This window comes from Pseudomonas sp. 8_5_2 (genome assembly GCF_059295255.1).
On the sequence record NZ_CM181238.1, the window covers coordinates 4,313,068 to 4,331,325 of the forward strand.

Genomic DNA, 18,258 nt, shown 5'->3' on the forward strand with positions numbered 1-18,258 from the left:
ACGTGGCAATCAGCTGGTAATCAACCGCTCGCGCAGCTGGGTAATCTCGTCGCGCAGTTGCGCTGCCGCTTCGAACTCCAGGTCGCGGGCGAACTGCATCATCTTCTCTTCGAGCTGCTTGATGCGCTTGGTGATCTCGCCCGGGGTACGCAGTTCGGCCTCGTAACGGGCGCTCTCCTCCGCCGCCTTGGCCATGCCCTTGCGCTTTTTGCTGCGCGAGCCGGGCACAGTGGCGCCTTCCAGGATATCGGTGATGTCCTTGACCACGCCCTTGGGGACGATGCCGTTGGCTTGGTTGAACGCGATCTGCTTTTCCCGACGACGCTCGGTTTCATCGATGGCCCGCTGCATGGAGCCGGTCATGTTATCGGCGTAAAGGATGGCCCGACCGTTGAGGTTACGGGCGGCCCGGCCGATGGTCTGGATCAGTGATCGTTCGGAGCGCAGGAAACCTTCTTTGTCGGCATCGAGAATCGCCACCAGCGACACCTCGGGCATGTCCAGGCCCTCGCGCAGCAGGTTGATGCCGACCAGCACGTCGAAGGTACCCAGGCGCAGGTCACGAATGATCTCCACCCGCTCCACGGTGTCGATGTCGGAGTGCAGGTAACGCACCCGCACGTCGTGATCGGCCAGGTAATCACTGAGATCCTCGGCCATGCGCTTGGTCAACGTGGTCGCCAGCACCCGCTCACCCGCCGCGACCCGCTTGCGGATTTCCGAAAGCAGGTCATCCACCTGGGTCAGTGCCGGGCGAATTTCGACCTGCGGGTCGACCAGGCCGGTCGGGCGTACCACCTGCTCGACCACGCGCCCGGCATGCTCGGCCTCGTAAGGGCCCGGGGTGGCGGAAACGAAGATGGTCTGGGGGCTGACATTCTCCCACTCGTCGAAGCGCATGGGCCGGTTGTCCAGCGCCGAGGGCAGGCGAAAGCCGTACTCGACCAGCGTTTCCTTGCGCGAGCGGTCACCCTTGTACATGGCGCCAACCTGCGGAACGCTGACGTGAGACTCGTCAATTACCAGCAGGGCATCGGCTGGCAGGTAATCGTACAGGGTGGGCGGTGGCGCCCCGGCGGGCCGACCGGACAGGTAGCGCGAGTAGTTCTCGATGCCGTTGCAGTAGCCCAGCTCCAGGATCATCTCCAGGTCGAAGCGGGTACGCTGCTCCAGCCGCTGCGCCTCTACCAGCTTGTTGCCCTGGTGCAGGTACGCCAGGCGATCTTTCAACTCTTCCTTGATACCCTCCATGGCATCGAGCAAGGTCTCGCGCGGGGTCACGTAGTGGCTCTTGGGGTAGAAGGTGAAACGCGGCAGCTTGCGGAATACTTCGCCGGTGAGCGGGTCGAAGGCGGCGATGTTTTCCACCTCGTCATCGAACAGCTCGATGCGGATGGCCTCGAGGTCGGATTCGGCCGGGAAGATGTCGATCACATCACCGCGCACACGGAAGGTGGCCCGGGCAAAATCCATTTCGTTGCGGGTGTACTGCAGGTCGGCCAGGCGGCGCAGCAGCGCGCGCTGGTCAAGCTTGTCGCCGCGGTCCACGTGCAGGACCATTTTCAGGTAGGTCTCGGGGCTGCCCAGGCCGTAGATGCACGAGACCGTGGTCACGATGATCGCGTCGCGTCGCTCCAGCAACGCCTTGGTTGCCGACAGGCGCATCTGCTCGATGTGGTCGTTGATCGAGGCGTCCTTCTCGATGAAGGTATCCGACGACGGTACATAGGCCTCAGGCTGGTAGTAGTCGTAGTAGGAAACGAAGTACTCCACCGCGTTGTTGGGGAAAAACGCCTTGAATTCGCCGTACAGCTGCGCGGCCAGGGTCTTGTTCGGCGCCAGCACCAGCGTCGGCCGCTGCACCTGCTGGATGACGTTGGCGATACTGAAGGTCTTGCCCGAGCCGGTCACCCCGAGCAGCGTCTGGTGCGACAGGCCCGCCTCGATACCTTCGACCAACTGGCGGATGGCCTCGGGCTGGTCGCCGGCCGGCTGAAAACGGGTGACGAGCTGGAACTCGGACATGACGGACCTCGCGGTGTTGCAGCAACTGTAAATTTAGCCAGTAGTCTATACCCAAATGCGCCCCTAGGGTGGCGCTTTCAAGGCGCAGCTGTGAACGCTTGCTACGGTGGACACGGCAATTGGACCAATGGTCGAAAAATATTTGCGCAAAACGTCTGAAAAGGTGCGCCAGAGTGTCGCGGTGACCGGTCGGTATCACTATACTGACTCCCCGTTTGTGCACCGCTTCAGTGCATTCGGCTGGAGCGTGTACGTCCTATCACACTCCTATTCAGAGCCAAGGTAACAATGAGCCTGTTTTCCGCTGTCGAGCTGGCACCCCGCGACCCTATCCTGGGCCTCAACGAAGCATTCAACGCCGACCCACGTACCGACAAGGTCAACCTGGGCGTAGGCGTGTACTGCAATGAGGAGGGCCGCATTCCGCTGCTGCGCGCCGTGATCGAAGCCGAAACCCAGCGTGCCGCCCAGCACGCCTCGCGCGGCTACCTGCCGATCGACGGCATCGCCACCTACGACCAGGCCGTGCAAAAACTCATCTTCGGCGCCGAGTCACCACTGCTGGCCGCTGGCCGCGTGGTCACCGTGCAGGCCGTTGGCGGCACCGGTGCGCTGAAGATCGGCGCCGACTTCCTCAAGCGCCTCTCGCCAAACGCTGTGGTAGCTATCAGCGACCCGAGCTGGGAAAACCACCGCGCACTGTTCGAGACCGCCGGCTTCCCGGTACAGAACTACCGCTACTACGACGCACCGAGCAACGACGTCAACCGCGCCGGCATGCTCGAAGACCTGAACAGCCTGCCGGCCGGTTCTATCGTCGTGCTGCATGCCTGCTGCCACAACCCGACTGGCGTCGACCTGGGCCTGGACGACTGGAAAAACGTGCTGGAAGTGGTCAAGGCCAAGGGCCATGTGCCGTTCCTCGACATGGCCTACCAGGGCTTTGGTGACGGCATCGCCGAAGACGCGTTCGCTGTACGCCTGTTCGCCGAGTCGGGCCTGGACTTCTTCGTTTCCAGCTCGTTCTCCAAGTCGTTCTCGCTGTACGGCGAGCGCGTTGGCGCACTGTCGATCGTCACCGCCTCGAAGGACGAGAGCACTCGCGTGCTGTCGCAGGTCAAGCGCGTCATCCGCACCACCTACTCCAACCCGCCGACCCACGGCGCGACCATCGTCGCTACCGTGCTCAACAGCGAAGAACTGCGCCTGATGTGGGAAACCGAGCTGGCTGAGATGCGCCAGCGTATCCACGGCATGCGCCAGCAAATGGTCAGCCTGCTGGCTGAATATGGCGCCAACCGCGACTTCAGCTTCGTTGGCCGCCAGGCAGGCATGTTCTCCTACTCGGGCCTGACCGTTGAACAGGTCGCCCGCCTGAAGAACGAGTTCGGTATCTATGCCCTGGACACCGGCCGCATTGCGGTAGCTGCGCTGAACCAGAGCAACATCCACGTGGTCACCAAGGCCATCGTCGAAGTACTGTAACTGCTTGATTGCAATATAATTTGCCTGGGGGAGGGTTGACTTCCCTCGGGCAATTAGTAAGATATGCGCAGATTCCGCGATAGCTCAGTCGGTAGAGCAAATGACTGTTAATCATTGGGTCCCTGGTTCGAGTCCAGGTCGCGGAGCCAAAATTTGAAAAACCTCCAGTTGCGCAAGCACTGGAGGTTTTTTTGTGCCCGCCCCCCCTAACAGCCGGTTCGACCTCCCCATCGGGCGTTTGAGCAAGAAGGCCGGAGCGTCACTGGCGAGTTGATCCAGGCTCAGTGCGCAGCCCCTGAGGCCGGATAGGGCAATGTGACCTCGCTACCCTCCTCTACCAGGCTCCAGACCAACAGCTTGGCTGGCTGGGTGTCGCTGGCGTTGCGCGACACGCTGTGCACGGTACCCGGTGCCTCGTACCAGTAATCGCCCGCTTTGTAGGTTTTCTCCGGCTCGCCGTTCAGCTTCGATATCACCGCGCCTTCAAGCACGTAGGCCATTACCGCGCCCGGGTGCTGATGCGCGGGTGATGCCTCGCCAGGTGCGTAGCTGACGGTGAGCATGATGGCATTCTTGCCGGGGGCGTTGCTGGGCTGCTGTTGCTGCAGCAGCTTGACCTGGCTGGCAACGTCGCCGTGCGCCCAGACAGGCGCCTGGGCGGCGAGCAGACCGAAGAGGATGAGGGCTACGGGTTTCATGGGGGCTTCTCCTGCATGGCGATTGCCTGCAGGTTAGGCCCCGGGAAGCGAGAGGCAAATGGCCAATCCGGGGTAAAAGCAGGAGGCCAGAGCAGACCCCGGGCCCTTAGTGGCTACGCCCGATCGGATAGAACTCGCCGTGGCTCCACACGCCAAGCCATTCCTCCCCCGCTATCGCCTGCGGCACCGCCAGTTCCACCAGTTGGTAGAACACATTGCGATGAATCAGCGCCTCAAGGTTGCTGCGCATCAGCACATAGGGCGATGGCTCCTGCGTCAGCGGGTCGGTCACCACGCGCAGCGGGTTGGCCGGCCCGGCCTCGACCTGGTCCTCGACATTGCTGGTGAAGCGCAACACTTGTTGCTCACCGTCACCCAGCACTTCAAGCGCCACCGCCACGAACGGCGCGTCGTCGACGCGAATACCGACCTTCTCGACCGGGGTGATCAGGAAATAGTCATCGCCGTCGCGCCGCATGATTGTCGAGAACAGCCGCACCATCGGCTTGCGCCCAATCGGTGTACCCAGGTAATACCAGGTGCCATCACGGGCGATGCGCATGTCGATATCACCGCAAAAATCCGGGTTCCACAGATGCACCGGCGGCAGGCCCTTGGCCTTGGGGATTTGTGCCAGGAGGTCATTGGCCTTGCCCGAATCGCTCATCTTGCTTGCCTCATTCACTCATGCCCAGAAGGCTACGAGCGTACTCGCGCATCGGCGCCGCAAGCAAATCCCGCGGCGTGTTGTCGTGGAACGTCAACAAACCGCCACGGCTCTTGATACGAGCGGTATCTATCAGGTAGCGGGTGTTGGTTTCAATCAGCATCATCTGCACCACGCCGGTGTCCCAGCCCAACCGGTCGACGGCCTGTTCGTCATACCACTCGTCACCATTGCCGATACGGTCGTCGGTGCGCGCGAAGCGAGTGTACAGCACATAGTCGGCGCCCACAGCGCGGGCCTGGGCAATGGCCTCTTCCAGGCCAAGCGGGCCTTGCGCGCGGCGCACCAGCGGGAAGTACTCGACGAAGCTCTTGAAGGCCTCATCGGCCACCGCGTTCTGCCGTGGCACCGGCCCTTTGCCTGGGGGGACGAATGCACCCTGACCGATGAAGATGAAGGAATCGGGCTGCAGGCGGATCGACAGCGTGCGACGGGTCTCGCTGTGGTCCAGCAGACCAGCATCGCTCATGTGGTAACGGACGCCCTCGCCCATATCGCTGACATTCATGCAGCCGCCCAGCGCCATCAGCGCCAGCAGCAAGACCAGGCTACGCATCTTTCCTCCAGTGGCCGGCGACGAAAAACCGGCGAATAGCCGGCGGATGCAGCTTTTGCGCCAGCTTCAGCCACCGATCACTTTCATCACCGTCACGCCACCGGCAAACGCCAGGTCCTGCTTGTCTGCCAGCGCCTTGACCAGCAACCGCTGTAAGGCCGGCAGCGCCTGATGGCGGGGCTTTTCCAGCAGGTCGCCGATGAAGTGACGGTTGCCCGACGACAGGCAACCATGCAGCCACCCCGTAGACGACAGGCGCAGCCGCGAGCAGGTGCGGCAGAACGGGACGCTCTCGTTGGCGATCACACCGAAGTGGCCTTTGCCGGGGACTTGATAACGCAAGGCAGTGGCGTCCAGCGGCGCGTCGACCTGGGCATAGGCATGCTTGCCGCCGATCAGTGCAAGCAGTTGATCAAGGCCGACAAACTGCTGCAGGAAGGCATTGCGGTCACGCGCCAGGTGGCCCATGCGCATCAGCTCGATGAAGCGCAGCTCAAAGCCGCGTTCAAGGCAATAATCCAGCAGCGGCAGTACCTGGTCGAGGTTTTGCCCGCGCATCGGCACCATGTTCACTTTCACCCGCATACCCAAGGCACTGGCCTGCTCCATGCCCGCCAGCACGCTGCTCAGGTCGCCGCCCCGGGCGATCGTACGGAAAGCCGTGGGGTCGAGGGTATCGAGGGACACATTCAGGCGCCGAATACCAGCTGCCTGCAGCTGCGGCAGTTTGCGCGCCAGCAGCTGGCCATTGGTGGTCAGCGAGATATCGTCGAGGTCGAGCTTGCTCACGGCGGCAAGGAAGGCATCCAGGCGCGGGCTGACCAAAGGCTCGCCACCGGTGATGCGCAGGCGTTCGATGCCGGCGGCTTCGATCAGGTAGGCCACGCCGCGAGCCAGGGCATCTGCGGACAGTTCGTCCTGTGCTGCTACCAGGCGCTTGCCGTCGGGCACGCAGTACGTGCAGGCATAATTGCAGGCAGCCGTCAGGCTGACACGCAGGTTGCGAAAACGCCTGCCTTGACGATCGACGATCATGGATGACTCCGGCACTGATGATGGGGGGCTGGCAAAACCTGACTCATAAATCAGGTTTTTGCAAGCCCCGGGCACATTGCCGAGTGTTGTCGGGGTGTCAGCTCGAGGGTTCAGGGTCGCGCTTGCGCTTGTTGCCCATACGCACACCGATGTCCATCAGGAACTGGAAGAAGCCTTCCTGATCCTCCAGCACATTGCTCCAGAACGGCGAGTGGTACAGCGCCACGGCGCCATGCACCAACGCCCAGGCGGCGCAGTAGTGGAAATACGGCGGCACGTCTTCGAGCTTGCCTTCGCTGATACGGCCCTTGATCAGCTGGGTCAGGCGGTCGAAGTTGGAGGCACGAATGCTGTGCAACTGCTCGACCATTTCCGGTACCTGGTTGCCCTTGACCACCTTTTCTTCAAGGCGGTCGAACAGCCGGTAGCGTTGCGGATCGCGCATGCGGAACTCGAAGTAGGCGCGCGACAGGGCTTCCTTGTCGCGGTCGACGTCGGCCGAGTGCAACAGCTCGTTCAGGTCGCGCTCATAGTCGAGCATCAGGCGCAGGTAGATCTCCGCCTTGGACTTGAAGTGCTTGTAGATCGTGCCTTTGCCGATACCCACGGCGTCGGCGATCATCTCGACGGTGACACTGTCCTCACCCTGTTCGAGAAACAGCTTGAGCGCGGTGTCGAGGATTTCCTGTTCGCGGCGGCGAAATTCACGGACCTTACGAGGTTCTTTCTGCATGGGAAGGACTGGATGACAATCGAAGCGGTTTATTATGCCTATCTTGCGGGAAATTGCACGGATCATCCACGCACGGCAGTGTTTCACGATGCTTACGGCCATTCGCTGAAGGAGGAATGAAAGCGCGGCGTATTCCAAATCTGTTTAAAAAACGATCAATAAACACTGGCACTGCGCCAAACCTGGCCAATACTTGAAGTGTTGGCGCGACGCATCCCCCCCGAGTGGCGCGCTGATAAAGGTGCTCAGGGACCGCGTACCTTTGTTTTACTCCTAATGGTCTTAACCCGGATTCCCCCCCCAGAACCCGGGTTTTTTTTTGCTTGCGCACGGGCTGCGAATCAGCGCACCCGCGCCAACGGGAACAACCGCTTGAAGTTGGCAGTGGTCTGCTCCGCCAGTTGCTCGTAGCTGGCCCCCCGCAACGAAGCCACATACTCCGCCACGTCCCGCACATACTGCGGCAGATTCGGCTTGCCCCGATGCGGAATAGGCGCCAGATACGGCGAATCCGTTTCCACCAGCAAGCGGTCAACCGGCACTTGCCGCGCCACTTCACGCAGGGCATCGGCATTGCGGAACGTCACAATGCCGGACAGCGAGATGTAATACCCCAGGTCCAGCGCCGCCTTGGCCATTTCCCAATCCTCGGTAAAGCAGTGCAGCACGCCCGCCTGGGGCAGGCTGGCCTCACGCAACAGCGCCAGAGTGTCGGCCCTGGCCGCCCGGGTATGCACGATCACCGGCTTGCCCGTTTGTCGCGACGCCTCCAGGTGCAAGCGGAACGACGCCTGCTGCAGCTCGGCTGCCTCCGGCTCGTAATGGTAGTCCAGCCCGGTTTCACCAATCGCCACCACATGCGGGTGGGCCAGCTCGCGCAGCAGCCACTCCAGCGCCGGGGTTTCGCCTGGCGCCAGGTCCAGCGGGTGCACACCCACCGAGCAATCGACATCAGCGTACTGCTCGCTCAGCGCCTTCACCGCGCCAGCGTTCTCGGCACTGACGCCGATACACAGAAAATGCCCGACCCCGCGCTCACGCGCTGCCTGCAGGGCAGCATCGAGCGACCCTTGGTGGGCACTGAGGTCAAGACGGTCGAGGTGGCAATGGGAATCTACGAGCATGGGATAACGGCACACATGAAGAAAAGGAAAATCAGCGGGCGCCCGGCAATTGCAGCCAGTGCGCCAGCAGCGATTCAAGCAACAGGACACGGTTGAGGTTGGCCTTGCCCAGCACCTTCTGGCGCTGCTCCAGGATCCACGCCTGCACTTCCAGTACCTTGGCCTGGGGGCTTTTTTGCGCAAGGTATTGCAACACCTTGCGCATATCGGCCAAGCCTAAACCTTCCTCGTCCTGGGTCAACTGATAGCGCAGGACCAGGTGCGCCCAGTCGCAGAACCAGTCGAACAGCAGCAACAACGGCACACCGCTCCAGGCATCGGCGAGCTGACTGGGCGATTGCTGCTGCTTGAGCAGCTTCTTCACCCCGTCGGCGACCAGCGCACGCTGCTCGCGCACGCCTTGCGCCTGCAAGCTGACCGCCATCAGTGGCGACCCGGCAGCCAGGGTCAGCAGCTCGTCACGCTCGGCCTCATCGCTGTCAGGCAGGGCCCCGGCAAGCCACGCCCGGCTCTGCGCCAGGCTGGGCTGCGGACAGGCTACCTGCTGACAGCGGCTCTTGATGGTCGGCAACAGGCGGCTGGGCTGATGGGTGACCAGCAGCAGCACAGTATCGCCGGAAGGCTCCTCAAGGCTTTTGAGCAGTGCATTGGAGGCGTTGACGTTCATCGCCTCCACCGGCTCGATCAATACCACCTTGCGCCCGCCCTGCTGCGCGGTCTGCACCACGAAGGCCACCAGGTCGCGCACTTGGTCGACCTTGATCGGCTTATCGGCTTCTTCTGGCTCAAGGACGAAGTTGTCCGGGTGGCTGCCGGCCCTGAGCAACAGGCACGACTTGCACCCGCCACAAGCGTCCAGGCCCTGCGGTTGCTGGCACAGCAGGCGGGCCATGAGCCGCTCGGCCAGCGCTCGCTTGCCGATACCTTGCGGGCCATGCAGCAGGTAGGCGTGCGCGTGCTGGCTGCGGCCGGCCAGCTGTGACCACAGCGCCTGCTGCCATGGATAGGCCTCAGCCACGGCAACGTTCCAGGATACTTGGCAACAGGGCGTCGATGGCACGCTGCACAGCCTCGAGGGATTGTGCGGCATCCAGCAGGCTGTAGCGCTGCGGCTCGCGCTGGGCGCGCTGCAGGTAAGCGTCGCGCACGGCTTCGAAGAAGCCCTGGCCTTCCTGCTCGAAACGGTCCAGGCGGCCACGGGCGGCGGCCCGGGCCAGGCCCACTTCGACGGGCAGGTCGAAGACCAGGGTCAGGTCCGGGCGCAGGTCGCCCTGGACGAATTGCTCCAGGGTCGCGATGCGCTCGACCGACAAACCGCGACCACCGCCCTGGTAGGCATAGGTGGCATCGGTAAAGCGGTCACACAAGACGATAGCCCCGCGATCCAGGGCTGGACGAATCACCTGAGCAAGGTGCTGGGCACGCGCCGCGAACACCAGAAGCAGCTCAGTGTCGGCCGCCATGCTCTCATCGCTGGGGGCCAACAGCAGTTCACGGACCTTCTCGGCCAATGGCGTGCCGCCAGGCTCACGGGTCAGCACCACGTCCAGGCCATGCTCGCGCAGGCGTGCGGCCAGGTAATCACGATTGGTGCTTTTGCCCGCGCCTTCGGGGCCTTCCAGGGTAATAAACAAGCCGCTCACAGGCAGTCCTTAAGGTTGTTCGTCGGGCGTCGGCCGTTCGGCCGCTTGCGCGCCCCCGGCAGGGGCATCCTGCGCAGGTGGCGCATCGGGCGCTGGCTCCGCGTCCGGCTCATCCGCCGGCGGTGCTTCAGGCGGCGCGGCTTCATCAATACCCGGCTGCGACTCAGACTGCGGCGCGGGGCTGGAACGGTAGTCCGACCGGCGCTTGAGCTGGAACTCGCGCACCGCCGAGTTGTGATCGTCAAGGTCGTCGGAGAACACATGGCTGCCATCGCCACGGGCGACGAAGTACAGGCTGGTGCCGTCCGACGGGTTGAGGGCTGCGTGAATCGCTTCGCGACCGACCATCGCGATCGGCGTCGGCGGCAGGCCAGTGATGGTGTAGGTGTTGTAGGGCGTCGGCTCGCGCAGGTCGGCGCGGGTGATCTTGCCGTTATAGCGCTCACCCATGCCGTAGATCACAGTCGGGTCGGTCTGCAGCATCATGCCCAGGCGCAGGCGCCGCACGAAGACGCCGGCGATCTGCCCACGCTCCTGAGGGATGCCTGTCTCCTTTTCCACCAGCGAGGCCATGATCAGCGCCTGATACGGGTCGCGGTACGGCAGGTCGGTGGTGCGTGCGGCCCATTCCTTGGCCAGCACTTCATCCAGGCGCATGTAGGCCTGCTGGAGCAACTCGACATCGCTCATGCCGCGCACGAAGCGATAGGTATCCGGGAAGAAGCGACCCTCGGGGAACACGCCGGCATGGCCGAGCTTGTCCATTACCTCGGTGTCCGACAGGCCTTCCAGGGTGTGCTTGATCTTTTCGTGCCTGGCCACGGCCGAGCGCACCTGTCGGAAGGTCCAGCCTTCGACCAAGGTCAGGTTGTACTGCACCACGTCGGCACGGCGCCAGGCATCGAACAGCTGCTCGACAGTCATGCCGGGGGTCAGGCGGTATTCACCGGTGTGCAGGGGGGTACCCGCCATGTTGAAGCGCCAGTACAAGCGCAACCAGACGGCATCATCGAGCAACCCCTCGGCCTGCATGCGGTAGAACATGCGGTTGGGGTTGGTGCCATTGGGCACGTCAAGCAGGCGTTCCTGCGTTACGTGCAGGGGCTGCTCCAGGACCGAGTTGATCTTCCACGCCGACCAGCCAAGCGCCAGGCCGGCGAGGATCAAGCTCATTTCCAGCAACAGCAGGAGTTTGCGTCTCACGAATTCAGTTTTCCAGTAACGTACGGGCAACGGCCTGCAGTTTACGGGTGAGCGGGCCCGGCGACCAGTTTAGCGCGGCTACGCCACGCACGGGCCAGATGCCGTACACGCTATTGCAAACGAATACTTCATCAGCCTGCTCCAGCGCATCGAAAGGCAAGTCGCAAACCTGTACCGGGATACCCAGCAGCGCAGCCTGTTCCAGCAGCGCCGCGCGCATGACCCCGGCCACACCGCAGCGGTGGAGGTCGGCGGTTAACAGCACACCATCGCGGACCATGAACAAGTTGCTGTACACCCCTTCGATCACCCTGCCCTGCCCGTCACGCATCAGGCCTTCGGCATGCTCGCTGTCCTGCCATTCGGCGCGGGCCAGCACCTGCTCCAGGCGGTTGAGGTGTTTGAGGCCGGCCAGCAGGGGTTGTTCCCCAAGCCGGGTCTGGCAGGGGAACAGCCGCACGCCGTGTTCGGCATGCTCCACAGGATAGCTGGGCAACGGGCTGCCCTGCAGGATACGCCGCGGCGCGGCCGTCGCAGCCGGGGCATAGCCACGCTGGCTGTCGCCACGAGTAAGGATCAGTTTGGCTACGCCGTCACCCAGCTGGCCGGCATAACGCATCAGTTCGTCGCGCACCAGCGCCAGGTCGACGCTGATTGCCAGGCGCTGGCAGCCCAGCGCCAGGCGTGCACAGTGGCCGTCCAGCAGGCTGGGCCGGCCGCCACGCACGGCGATGGTCTCGAACAGCCCATCGCCGTAGGCCAGCCCGCGGTTCTGCAGGTTGACTGCAGCAGCCGGCTGGCCGTCGATCCAGCTTTGCATCAACCGGCGAACCGGCGGAACACCAGCGAGCCGTTGGTGCCACCAAAGCCGAACGAATTGGACAACACCACGTCGATCGGCATGCTCCGCGCCTGGTGCGGCACGAAGTCGAGGTCGCAGCCTTCGTCCGGCTCGTCCAGGTTGATGGTGGGCGGTGCCATCTGGCTGTTGATCGCCAGCACGCTGAAAATCGCCTCTACCGCACCGGCGGCGCCCAGCAGGTGACCGGTCATCGACTTGGTCGAGCTGACCGCCAGCTTGTAGGCATGCTCGCCGAACACGCGCTTGATCGCCGCCACTTCAGCGACATCGCCCGCGGGGGTCGAGGTGCCGTGGGCGTTGATGTAGCTGACCTGCTCTGGCTGAATACCGGCATCACGCAAGGCATTGGTCATGCAGCGGGCAGCGCCTTCACCGGTGTCGGGTGGCGAGGTCATGTGATAGGCATCGCCACTCATGCCGAAACCGACCAGCTCGGCATAGATGGTCGCGCCGCGGGCCTTGGCGTGCTCCAGCTCTTCGAGCACCAGGGCGCCGGCACCGTCGGACAGCACAAAACCGTCACGGCCCTTGTCCCACGGGCGGCTGGCCCGGCTTGGCTCGTCATTGCGGGTGGACAATGCGCGTGAGGCCCCAAAACCGCCCATGCCGAGGCCGCAGGCGGCCATCTCGGCGCCACCGGCGATCATCACCTCCGCTTCACCGTAGGCGATGTTGCGCGCGGCCATGCCGATGCAGTGGGTGCCCGTGGTGCAGGCAGTGGCAATGGCGTAGTTCGGCCCCTGCAGACCCAGGTGGATCGACAGGAAACCGGAGATCATGTTGATGATCGAGCCCGGCACGAAGAACGGCGAAATACGCCGCGGCCCCGAATCGTGCAGGGTGCGGCTGGTTTCCTCGATGTTGGTCAGGCCGCCGATACCCGAGCCCATGGCCACGCCGATGCGCTCGCGGTTGGCGTCGGTGACCTCCAGGCCCGCATTACGCACGGCCTGGAAACCGGCCGCCAGGCCGTACTGAATGAACAGGTCGAGCTTGCGAGCCTCTTTGGCCGACAGGTATTGCTCGACCTCGAAGCCTTTCACCGAGCCGCCAAAACGGGTGGAGTAGGCAGACAGGTCCGTGTGTTCGATCGAACCAATGCCACTGCGGCCAGCCAGAATGCCCTGCCAGGTGCTCGGTACATCTGTACCCAGTGGCGACAGCATACCCATACCGGTGACCACGACGCGTCTACGCGACACAGTACTCTCCTTTTCTAATGACAGAGTTTCTTGCCATTGCATTCAACGCAACGGAATGAAATGGCAACAAGCTCTCGACGCTCGGGGATCGAGACCCCGACAAACGAAGCAGGACGCTCGCAAAGAAAAAACCGCACGCCGGCAAAGGCAGTGCGGTTTTTCCCGACAAGAAGCGTCGACTACAGCGTCTTAGGCCTTGTGGCTGTTGACGTAGTCGATGGCAGCTTGAACGGTAGTGATCTTCTCGGCTTCTTCGTCAGGGATTTCGGTCTCGAATTCCTCTTCCAGAGCCATCACCAGCTCAACGGTGTCAAGCGAATCGGCACCCAGGTCGTCGACGAAGGACTTCTCGTTGGTCACTTCCTCTTCCTTGACGCCCAGTTGCTCGGCGACGATTTTCTTGACGCGTTCTTCGATGGTGCTCATACCTAGTTTTCACTCCTAATGGACATATGTCAGGCAGCTGGCCGGTGGCTAATTTTATAGAAACACGTTTGCTTTTCAAGCTAAACGCACCTTAAAACTGGCCACCCTACCCGCTGCCTGGAATCTGGTTGCAGCTTTATAACGGATTTTAGGCTCGCAGTATGACTCTTTTTTTACGAAATCCGTCACATTGAGTTGCAGTGTTACATGTACATCCCGCCGTTGACCGGCACAGTAGCACCGGTTACGTAGGCTGCGCCGTCGGAGGCCAGGAACGAAACCACCTTGGCGATTTCATCAGCCTGGCCCAGGCGGCCCAGCGGGATCTGGGTTTGCAGGGCCTCGCGCTGCGCTTCTGGCAGTTCGCGCGTCATGTCGGTGTCGATGAAGCCCGGGGTTACCGAATTGACGGTAATGCCACGCGAGCCCACTTCACGCGCCAGGGCGCGACTGAAGCCTTCCAGGCCGGCCTTGGCGGCAGCGTAGTTGGCCTGACCGGCGTTACCCATGGCACCAACGACCGAGCCGATGCTGATGATACGACCCCAACGTGCCTTGGTCATGCCACGCAGCACGCCCTTGGACAAACGGTAGAGGCTGTTCAGGTTGGTGTCGATCACGTCGAACCACTCGTCGTCCTTCATGCGCAGCATGAGGTTGTCACGGGTGATGCCGGCGTTGTTGACCAGGATCGCCGGAGCACCGAACTGCTCGCCAATGGCGCCCAGCACAGCTTCTACAGACTCGGCGCTGGTGACATTCAGTTCCATGCCGGTGCCGGCAATGCCGTGCTCCTTCAGGGTGGCAGCGATGCGTTCGGCGCCAGATGCCGAAGTAGCGGTGCCGATCACGGTCGCGCCCTGGCGGCCCAGCTCGAGGGCGATGGCCTGGCCAATGCCACGGCTGGCGCCGGTGACCAGTGCAACTTTACCTTGCAGGCTCATGCAAGCTTCTCCAAATCAGGCCAGAGCCGCGCGGGTGGCGGCAACGGCGTCAGGGGTGTTGAGGTTGTAGGTGGTTACGCCCTCGGCGCAACGCTTGTTCAGGCCAGCCAGAACCTTGCCCGGGCCGCACTCGACCAGGTTGACCGCACCGTTGGCAGCCAGGGTCTGCACGCACTCGACCCAGCGTACCGGCTGATACAACTGGGCCAGCAGGTCTTTTTTCAGCGTAACGAGGTCGGCTGCGATAGCAGCAGTTACGTTCTGCACCACCGGAATCTGCGGAGCCTTCCAATCGATGGCGTTGACTTCATCGGCGAAACGATCGGCTGCCGGCTTCATCAGGGCACAGTGCGAAGGTACGCTTACTGGCAGCGGCAAGGCGCGCTTGGCGCCTTTGGCTTTGCACAGCTCCATGGCGCGCTCCACCGCGGCCTTGTTACCGGCGATGACCACCTGGCCTGGCGAGTTGAAGTTGACAGCGCTGACCACCTGGTCTTCGGCCGCTTCGGCGCAAATTTCCACGACTACAGCGTCATCCAGGCCGAGAATGGCGGCCATGGCGCCGTGCCCGGCAGGCACGGCTTCCTGCATCAGCTGACCGCGACGCTCGACCAGGCGAACGGCGTCCTTCAGGCTGATGCTGCCAGCAGCGACCAAGGCGCTGTACTCACCCAGGCTGTGACCGGAAACGAAGGCCGGCTGCGCGCCGCCCTCCTCCAGCCACAGGCGCCACAGCGCGATGGACGCGGTGAGGATGGCCGGCTGGGTCTTGTCGGTCTGGTTGAGTTGTTCTTCCGGGCCTTCCTGGACCAGCTGCCACAGGTCGTAACCCAGTGCCGCGGAAGCCTCCTTGAAGGTTTCGATGATCACTGGCTTCTCGGCGCCGAGCTCGGCGAGCATGCCCAGCGACTGGGAACCTTGACCGGGAAAGACGAATGCGAGAGATGCAGACATTGAACAAGCCCTTATGATCTTGTCGTCGGATAGGGTGCGCCGGGCGCTCGGCCAGGCGCGGAATCTGAAAGCTTGGATGAAGACACGGACCAAGCGGTCACATTTAAGCACTTCATCGGGATTCTGCCTAAGGTCTTTGTTCCTTCAGCCACGGCCCTCTCGCGGGTAAACCCGCTCCCACAGCGGCCGTACAGATCACAACAACAGGTCTTCCAGCCGCCCATGCAGGCGCTGCGGCAAGTTTTCCTGAATTTCGATCAGCGCCCGCTGGATGGCACTCTGAAAGCCCTGCACGCCAGCCGAGCCATGACTCTTTATAACGATACCCTGCAAGCCAAGGAAGCTCGCGCCATTGTGTCGCGCCGGTGCCAGGTCGGCCTGCAGGCGCTTGAGCAACGGCATGGCCACCGCCCCCGCCGCCCGCGACAAAAGGCCACCCTTGAACAACCGCTCGATACGCGCACCGATCATCGTCGCCAACCCCTCGCTGGATTTGAGCAGGATATTGCCGACGAACCCGTCGCAGACCACCACGTCAGCCTCACCGCGATACAACCCGTCACCTTCCACGAAGCCTACATAATTAAGGCCCCGCGCATGCTGCAACAGGCTGGCCGCCAGCTTGACCTGCTGATTGCCCTTGATGTCTTCGGTACCGATATTGAGCAGCGCCACACGCGGACGGTGCACCCCCAGGGCCTGGGCGGCCACCGAGCCCATCACGGCGAACTGGTAGAGGTTCTCGGCGCTGCAGTCGACATTGGCGCCCAGATCAAGCAGCTGGCAGTAGCCCGCCTGGGTCGGGATCGCCGCCACCATGGCTGGCCGATCAATACCCGGCAACGTCTTGAGCACGAAACGCGAGAGCGCCATCAGCGCACCGGTATTGCCGGCACTGACGCAGGCGTGGGCCTTGCCGTCACGCACCAGTTCGAGGGCAATGCGCATCGACGAATCCGGCTTGCCCCGCAATGCCTGGGATGGCCGCTCGTCCATGCCGATCACCTCGCTGGCCGCCACAATTTGCAGGCGCGCGCGATCTGCAGCCGCAAGGCCGCTGACAAGATCTTCAAGGAGGGAGGGTTGACCGACGAGGGTCAGGTGCAGCGAGGGAGTAGCCGAAAGGCAGGCAATGCTAGCCTGGACAATGCTGCGGGGACCGAAGTCCCCGCCCATTGCGTCGATCGCGATGATCTGAGCGGACAAGGATTACTCGTCAGCGCCCTTGTCGACCACTTTGCGACCACGGTATACGCCTTCTGGCGAAACGTGGTGACGCAGGTGAACTTCACCAGTGGTTTTCTCTACCGACAGCGCGTTTTCCGACAGAGCGTCGTGCGAACGGCGCATGTCACGGGCAGAGCGGGATTTTTTGTTCTGCTGAACAGCCATAATTGATTAACTCCTAAACGTTTGGGTCACGCTTTAACTGCGCCAAAACACTGAACGGGTTGGACCGCGATACCTCGTCCTTGCTCGAATCGGGCTCGTCTGCGCCCGCCGGCTGCTGGCATTCTTCCGGATGATGAGCAGGCACGATGGGCAAGGCGAGCAGAAGCTCCTCCTCGACCAGTGACTGCAGATCCAAAGGATCTTCGCCCAGTTCCAGCACGTCATAGCCTTTCGGCAACGACTGGGTATTCGCACCCTCCTTCACCACGGCGTAAGTACATTCGCTGTGGATTGGCAGGGTGACCAGCTCAAGACAACGCTGGCAAACCATTTTGACTTCGATGTCCAGCTCGGTGTGGATAACCACCACGTGCTGTTCATCTCGTTCAAAATCGAACTTCGCCTGCACCGTACCGACATTGTCGGAAAGCGGGTCGCAGAGTCTTTCCAAATCAGCGAGTTGCAGCGAACCGTTAAGGGTTACGCCACGATCGGCTAATTTGCGCGGGTCAACGTGAGGTGGAATCGGGTCATTCAACATAGGCGCAGCATTCTAGGGATGCCCCCCGCCCCTGTCAAAGGAAATTAGGCGGCATCGTGCGTGATAGAATTAGTTCAACTGATTCAGGAGTCTACCATGCTTCCTCTGTTACTGGCTTCCAGCTCTGCCTATCGCCGTGAACTGCTCGCACGCCTGCGCCTGCCCTTCACCTGGGCAAGCCCCGATATAGACGAGCAGCGCCTCGCTGACGAGCCGGCAGTGGACCTGGTGCGCCGGCTGGCCAGGCAGAAAGCCGAGGCATTGGCAGGCAGCCATCCCGGGCACCTGATCATCGGCTCGGACCAGGTGGCGGTACTGGGCGAACAGGTGCTCGGCAAGCCCCAGACGTTCGACCGGGCGTGCGAGCAGTTGCTGGAGTGCAGCGGGCAGCAGGTGAGCTTTCTGACCGGACTGGCATTGCTGAACAGCGCCACCGGGCAGTGCCAGGTGGACTGCGTACCGTTTACCGTGACCCTGCGCGAGCTGGACCGGGAGCGGATCGAGCGGTATGTGACGGCGGAACAGCCACTGGATTGCGCCGGGAGCTTCAAGGCCGAGGGGTTGGGGGTGAGTTTGTTCAAGAGCACCCATGGGTGCGATGCGACCAGCCTGATCGGCCTGCCATTGATTCGGCTGGTGGATATGTTGACCAAGGAAGGGGTGGTGGTTCCTTGAGCCTGGCTTGAGGGTTGTGGCGCCTGGGAAATC

20 protein-coding genes and 1 tRNA gene are annotated in these 18,258 nt (G+C 62.5%); 3 read left to right on the forward strand and 18 right to left on the reverse strand.

Annotated elements, in window-relative coordinates; genetic code table 11:
* Positions 1 to 9 precede the first annotated feature (9 nt).
* Entirely contained in the window at positions 10 to 2,025 is a 2,016-nt protein-coding gene (uvrB, locus tag AC5O5R_RS19810; RefSeq protein ID WP_172228051.1) for an excinuclease ABC subunit UvrB, read from the reverse strand.
* Between the two features lie 288 nt (positions 2,026 to 2,313).
* Here uvrB and AC5O5R_RS19815 point away from each other — a divergent pair, with 288 nt between their 5' ends.
* A complete protein-coding gene (locus tag AC5O5R_RS19815; protein ID WP_494511455.1) occupies positions 2,314 to 3,510 on the forward strand; it encodes an amino acid aminotransferase in 1,197 nt (398 codons plus the stop codon).
* A gap of 73 nt (positions 3,511 to 3,583) precedes the next feature.
* Positions 3,584 to 3,659 (forward strand) — tRNA-Asn (locus AC5O5R_RS19820).
* Between the two features lie 132 nt (positions 3,660 to 3,791).
* On the opposite strand, the gene AC5O5R_RS19825 is transcribed toward AC5O5R_RS19820, so the two are convergent.
* The 17 genes from AC5O5R_RS19825 to AC5O5R_RS19905 form a co-directional block, all read right to left on the reverse strand.
* On the reverse strand, positions 3,792 to 4,208 hold the full coding sequence (locus AC5O5R_RS19825) for a cupin domain-containing protein (protein ID WP_172231474.1): 417 nt from the start codon (positions 4,206 to 4,208) through the stop codon (positions 3,792 to 3,794).
* A 106-nt stretch (positions 4,209 to 4,314) separates the two neighbouring features.
* On the reverse strand, positions 4,315 to 4,875 hold the full coding sequence (locus AC5O5R_RS19830; protein ID WP_172231477.1) for a DUF1285 domain-containing protein: 561 nt from the start codon (positions 4,873 to 4,875) through the stop codon (positions 4,315 to 4,317).
* A gap of 10 nt (positions 4,876 to 4,885) precedes the next feature.
* Entirely contained in the window at positions 4,886 to 5,491 is a 606-nt protein-coding gene (locus AC5O5R_RS19835) for a DUF4823 domain-containing protein (protein WP_172231480.1), read from the reverse strand.
* Between the two features lie 66 nt (positions 5,492 to 5,557).
* Positions 5,558 to 6,526: a GTP 3',8-cyclase MoaA gene (locus tag AC5O5R_RS19840; protein ID WP_172231483.1), complete on the reverse strand. Its 969-nt coding sequence runs from the start codon at positions 6,524 to 6,526 to the stop codon at positions 5,558 to 5,560.
* Positions 6,527 to 6,623: 97 nt separating this feature from the next.
* Positions 6,624 to 7,259, reverse strand: coding sequence for a TetR/AcrR family transcriptional regulator (locus tag AC5O5R_RS19845; RefSeq protein WP_014591919.1), 636 nt, complete (start codon positions 7,257 to 7,259; stop codon positions 6,624 to 6,626).
* Between the two features lie 341 nt (positions 7,260 to 7,600).
* On the reverse strand, positions 7,601 to 8,383 hold the full coding sequence (locus AC5O5R_RS19850; protein ID WP_172229526.1) for a TatD family hydrolase: 783 nt from the start codon (positions 8,381 to 8,383) through the stop codon (positions 7,601 to 7,603).
* Positions 8,384 to 8,414: 31 nt separating this feature from the next.
* On the reverse strand, positions 8,415 to 9,401 hold the full coding sequence (locus tag AC5O5R_RS19855; RefSeq protein ID WP_172229528.1) for a DNA polymerase III subunit delta': 987 nt from the start codon (positions 9,399 to 9,401) through the stop codon (positions 8,415 to 8,417).
* Entirely contained in the window at positions 9,394 to 10,026 is a 633-nt protein-coding gene (gene tmk, locus AC5O5R_RS19860; protein WP_172229530.1) for a dTMP kinase, read from the reverse strand. Before tmk ends, AC5O5R_RS19855 begins: the two co-directional genes overlap by 8 nt.
* Before the next feature lie 9 nt (positions 10,027 to 10,035).
* Positions 10,036 to 11,229 (reverse strand): endolytic transglycosylase MltG, encoded by a 1,194-nt coding sequence (gene mltG / locus AC5O5R_RS19865; protein ID WP_172229532.1) that lies wholly within the window; start codon positions 11,227 to 11,229, stop codon positions 10,036 to 10,038.
* 4 nt (positions 11,230 to 11,233) lie between these two features.
* Complete coding sequence (gene pabC, locus AC5O5R_RS19870) at positions 11,234 to 12,049, reverse strand: aminodeoxychorismate lyase (RefSeq protein WP_172229533.1); 816 nt, start codon at positions 12,047 to 12,049, stop codon at positions 11,234 to 11,236.
* Complete coding sequence (gene fabF, locus AC5O5R_RS19875) at positions 12,049 to 13,293, reverse strand: beta-ketoacyl-ACP synthase II (RefSeq protein ID WP_494514656.1); 1,245 nt, start codon at positions 13,291 to 13,293, stop codon at positions 12,049 to 12,051. Before fabF ends, pabC begins: the two co-directional genes overlap by 1 nt.
* Before the next feature lie 189 nt (positions 13,294 to 13,482).
* Positions 13,483 to 13,719, reverse strand: a complete 237-nt coding sequence (gene acpP / locus AC5O5R_RS19880; RefSeq protein ID WP_008096410.1) for an acyl carrier protein — start codon at positions 13,717 to 13,719, stop codon at positions 13,483 to 13,485.
* A 203-nt stretch (positions 13,720 to 13,922) separates the two neighbouring features.
* Positions 13,923 to 14,663, reverse strand: coding sequence for a 3-oxoacyl-ACP reductase FabG (fabG, locus tag AC5O5R_RS19885; RefSeq protein WP_172229537.1), 741 nt, complete (start codon positions 14,661 to 14,663; stop codon positions 13,923 to 13,925).
* Positions 14,664 to 14,678: 15 nt separating this feature from the next.
* Positions 14,679 to 15,617: an ACP S-malonyltransferase gene (gene fabD, locus AC5O5R_RS19890; protein ID WP_494514657.1), complete on the reverse strand. Its 939-nt coding sequence runs from the start codon at positions 15,615 to 15,617 to the stop codon at positions 14,679 to 14,681.
* A 195-nt stretch (positions 15,618 to 15,812) separates the two neighbouring features.
* Positions 15,813 to 16,823, reverse strand: coding sequence for a phosphate acyltransferase PlsX (plsX, locus tag AC5O5R_RS19895; protein WP_172232197.1), 1,011 nt, complete (start codon positions 16,821 to 16,823; stop codon positions 15,813 to 15,815).
* Between the two features lie 3 nt (positions 16,824 to 16,826).
* On the reverse strand, positions 16,827 to 17,009 hold the full coding sequence (gene rpmF, locus AC5O5R_RS19900; protein WP_003247154.1) for a 50S ribosomal protein L32: 183 nt from the start codon (positions 17,007 to 17,009) through the stop codon (positions 16,827 to 16,829).
* Between the two features lie 13 nt (positions 17,010 to 17,022).
* Positions 17,023 to 17,550, reverse strand: a complete 528-nt coding sequence (locus AC5O5R_RS19905) for a YceD family protein (RefSeq protein ID WP_172232200.1) — start codon at positions 17,548 to 17,550, stop codon at positions 17,023 to 17,025.
* Positions 17,551 to 17,646: 96 nt separating this feature from the next.
* Here AC5O5R_RS19905 and AC5O5R_RS19910 point away from each other — a divergent pair, with 96 nt between their 5' ends.
* On the forward strand, positions 17,647 to 18,225 hold the full coding sequence (locus tag AC5O5R_RS19910) for a Maf family protein (RefSeq protein ID WP_172232202.1): 579 nt from the start codon (positions 17,647 to 17,649) through the stop codon (positions 18,223 to 18,225).
* The last annotated feature ends 33 nt before the right edge of the window (positions 18,226 to 18,258 follow it).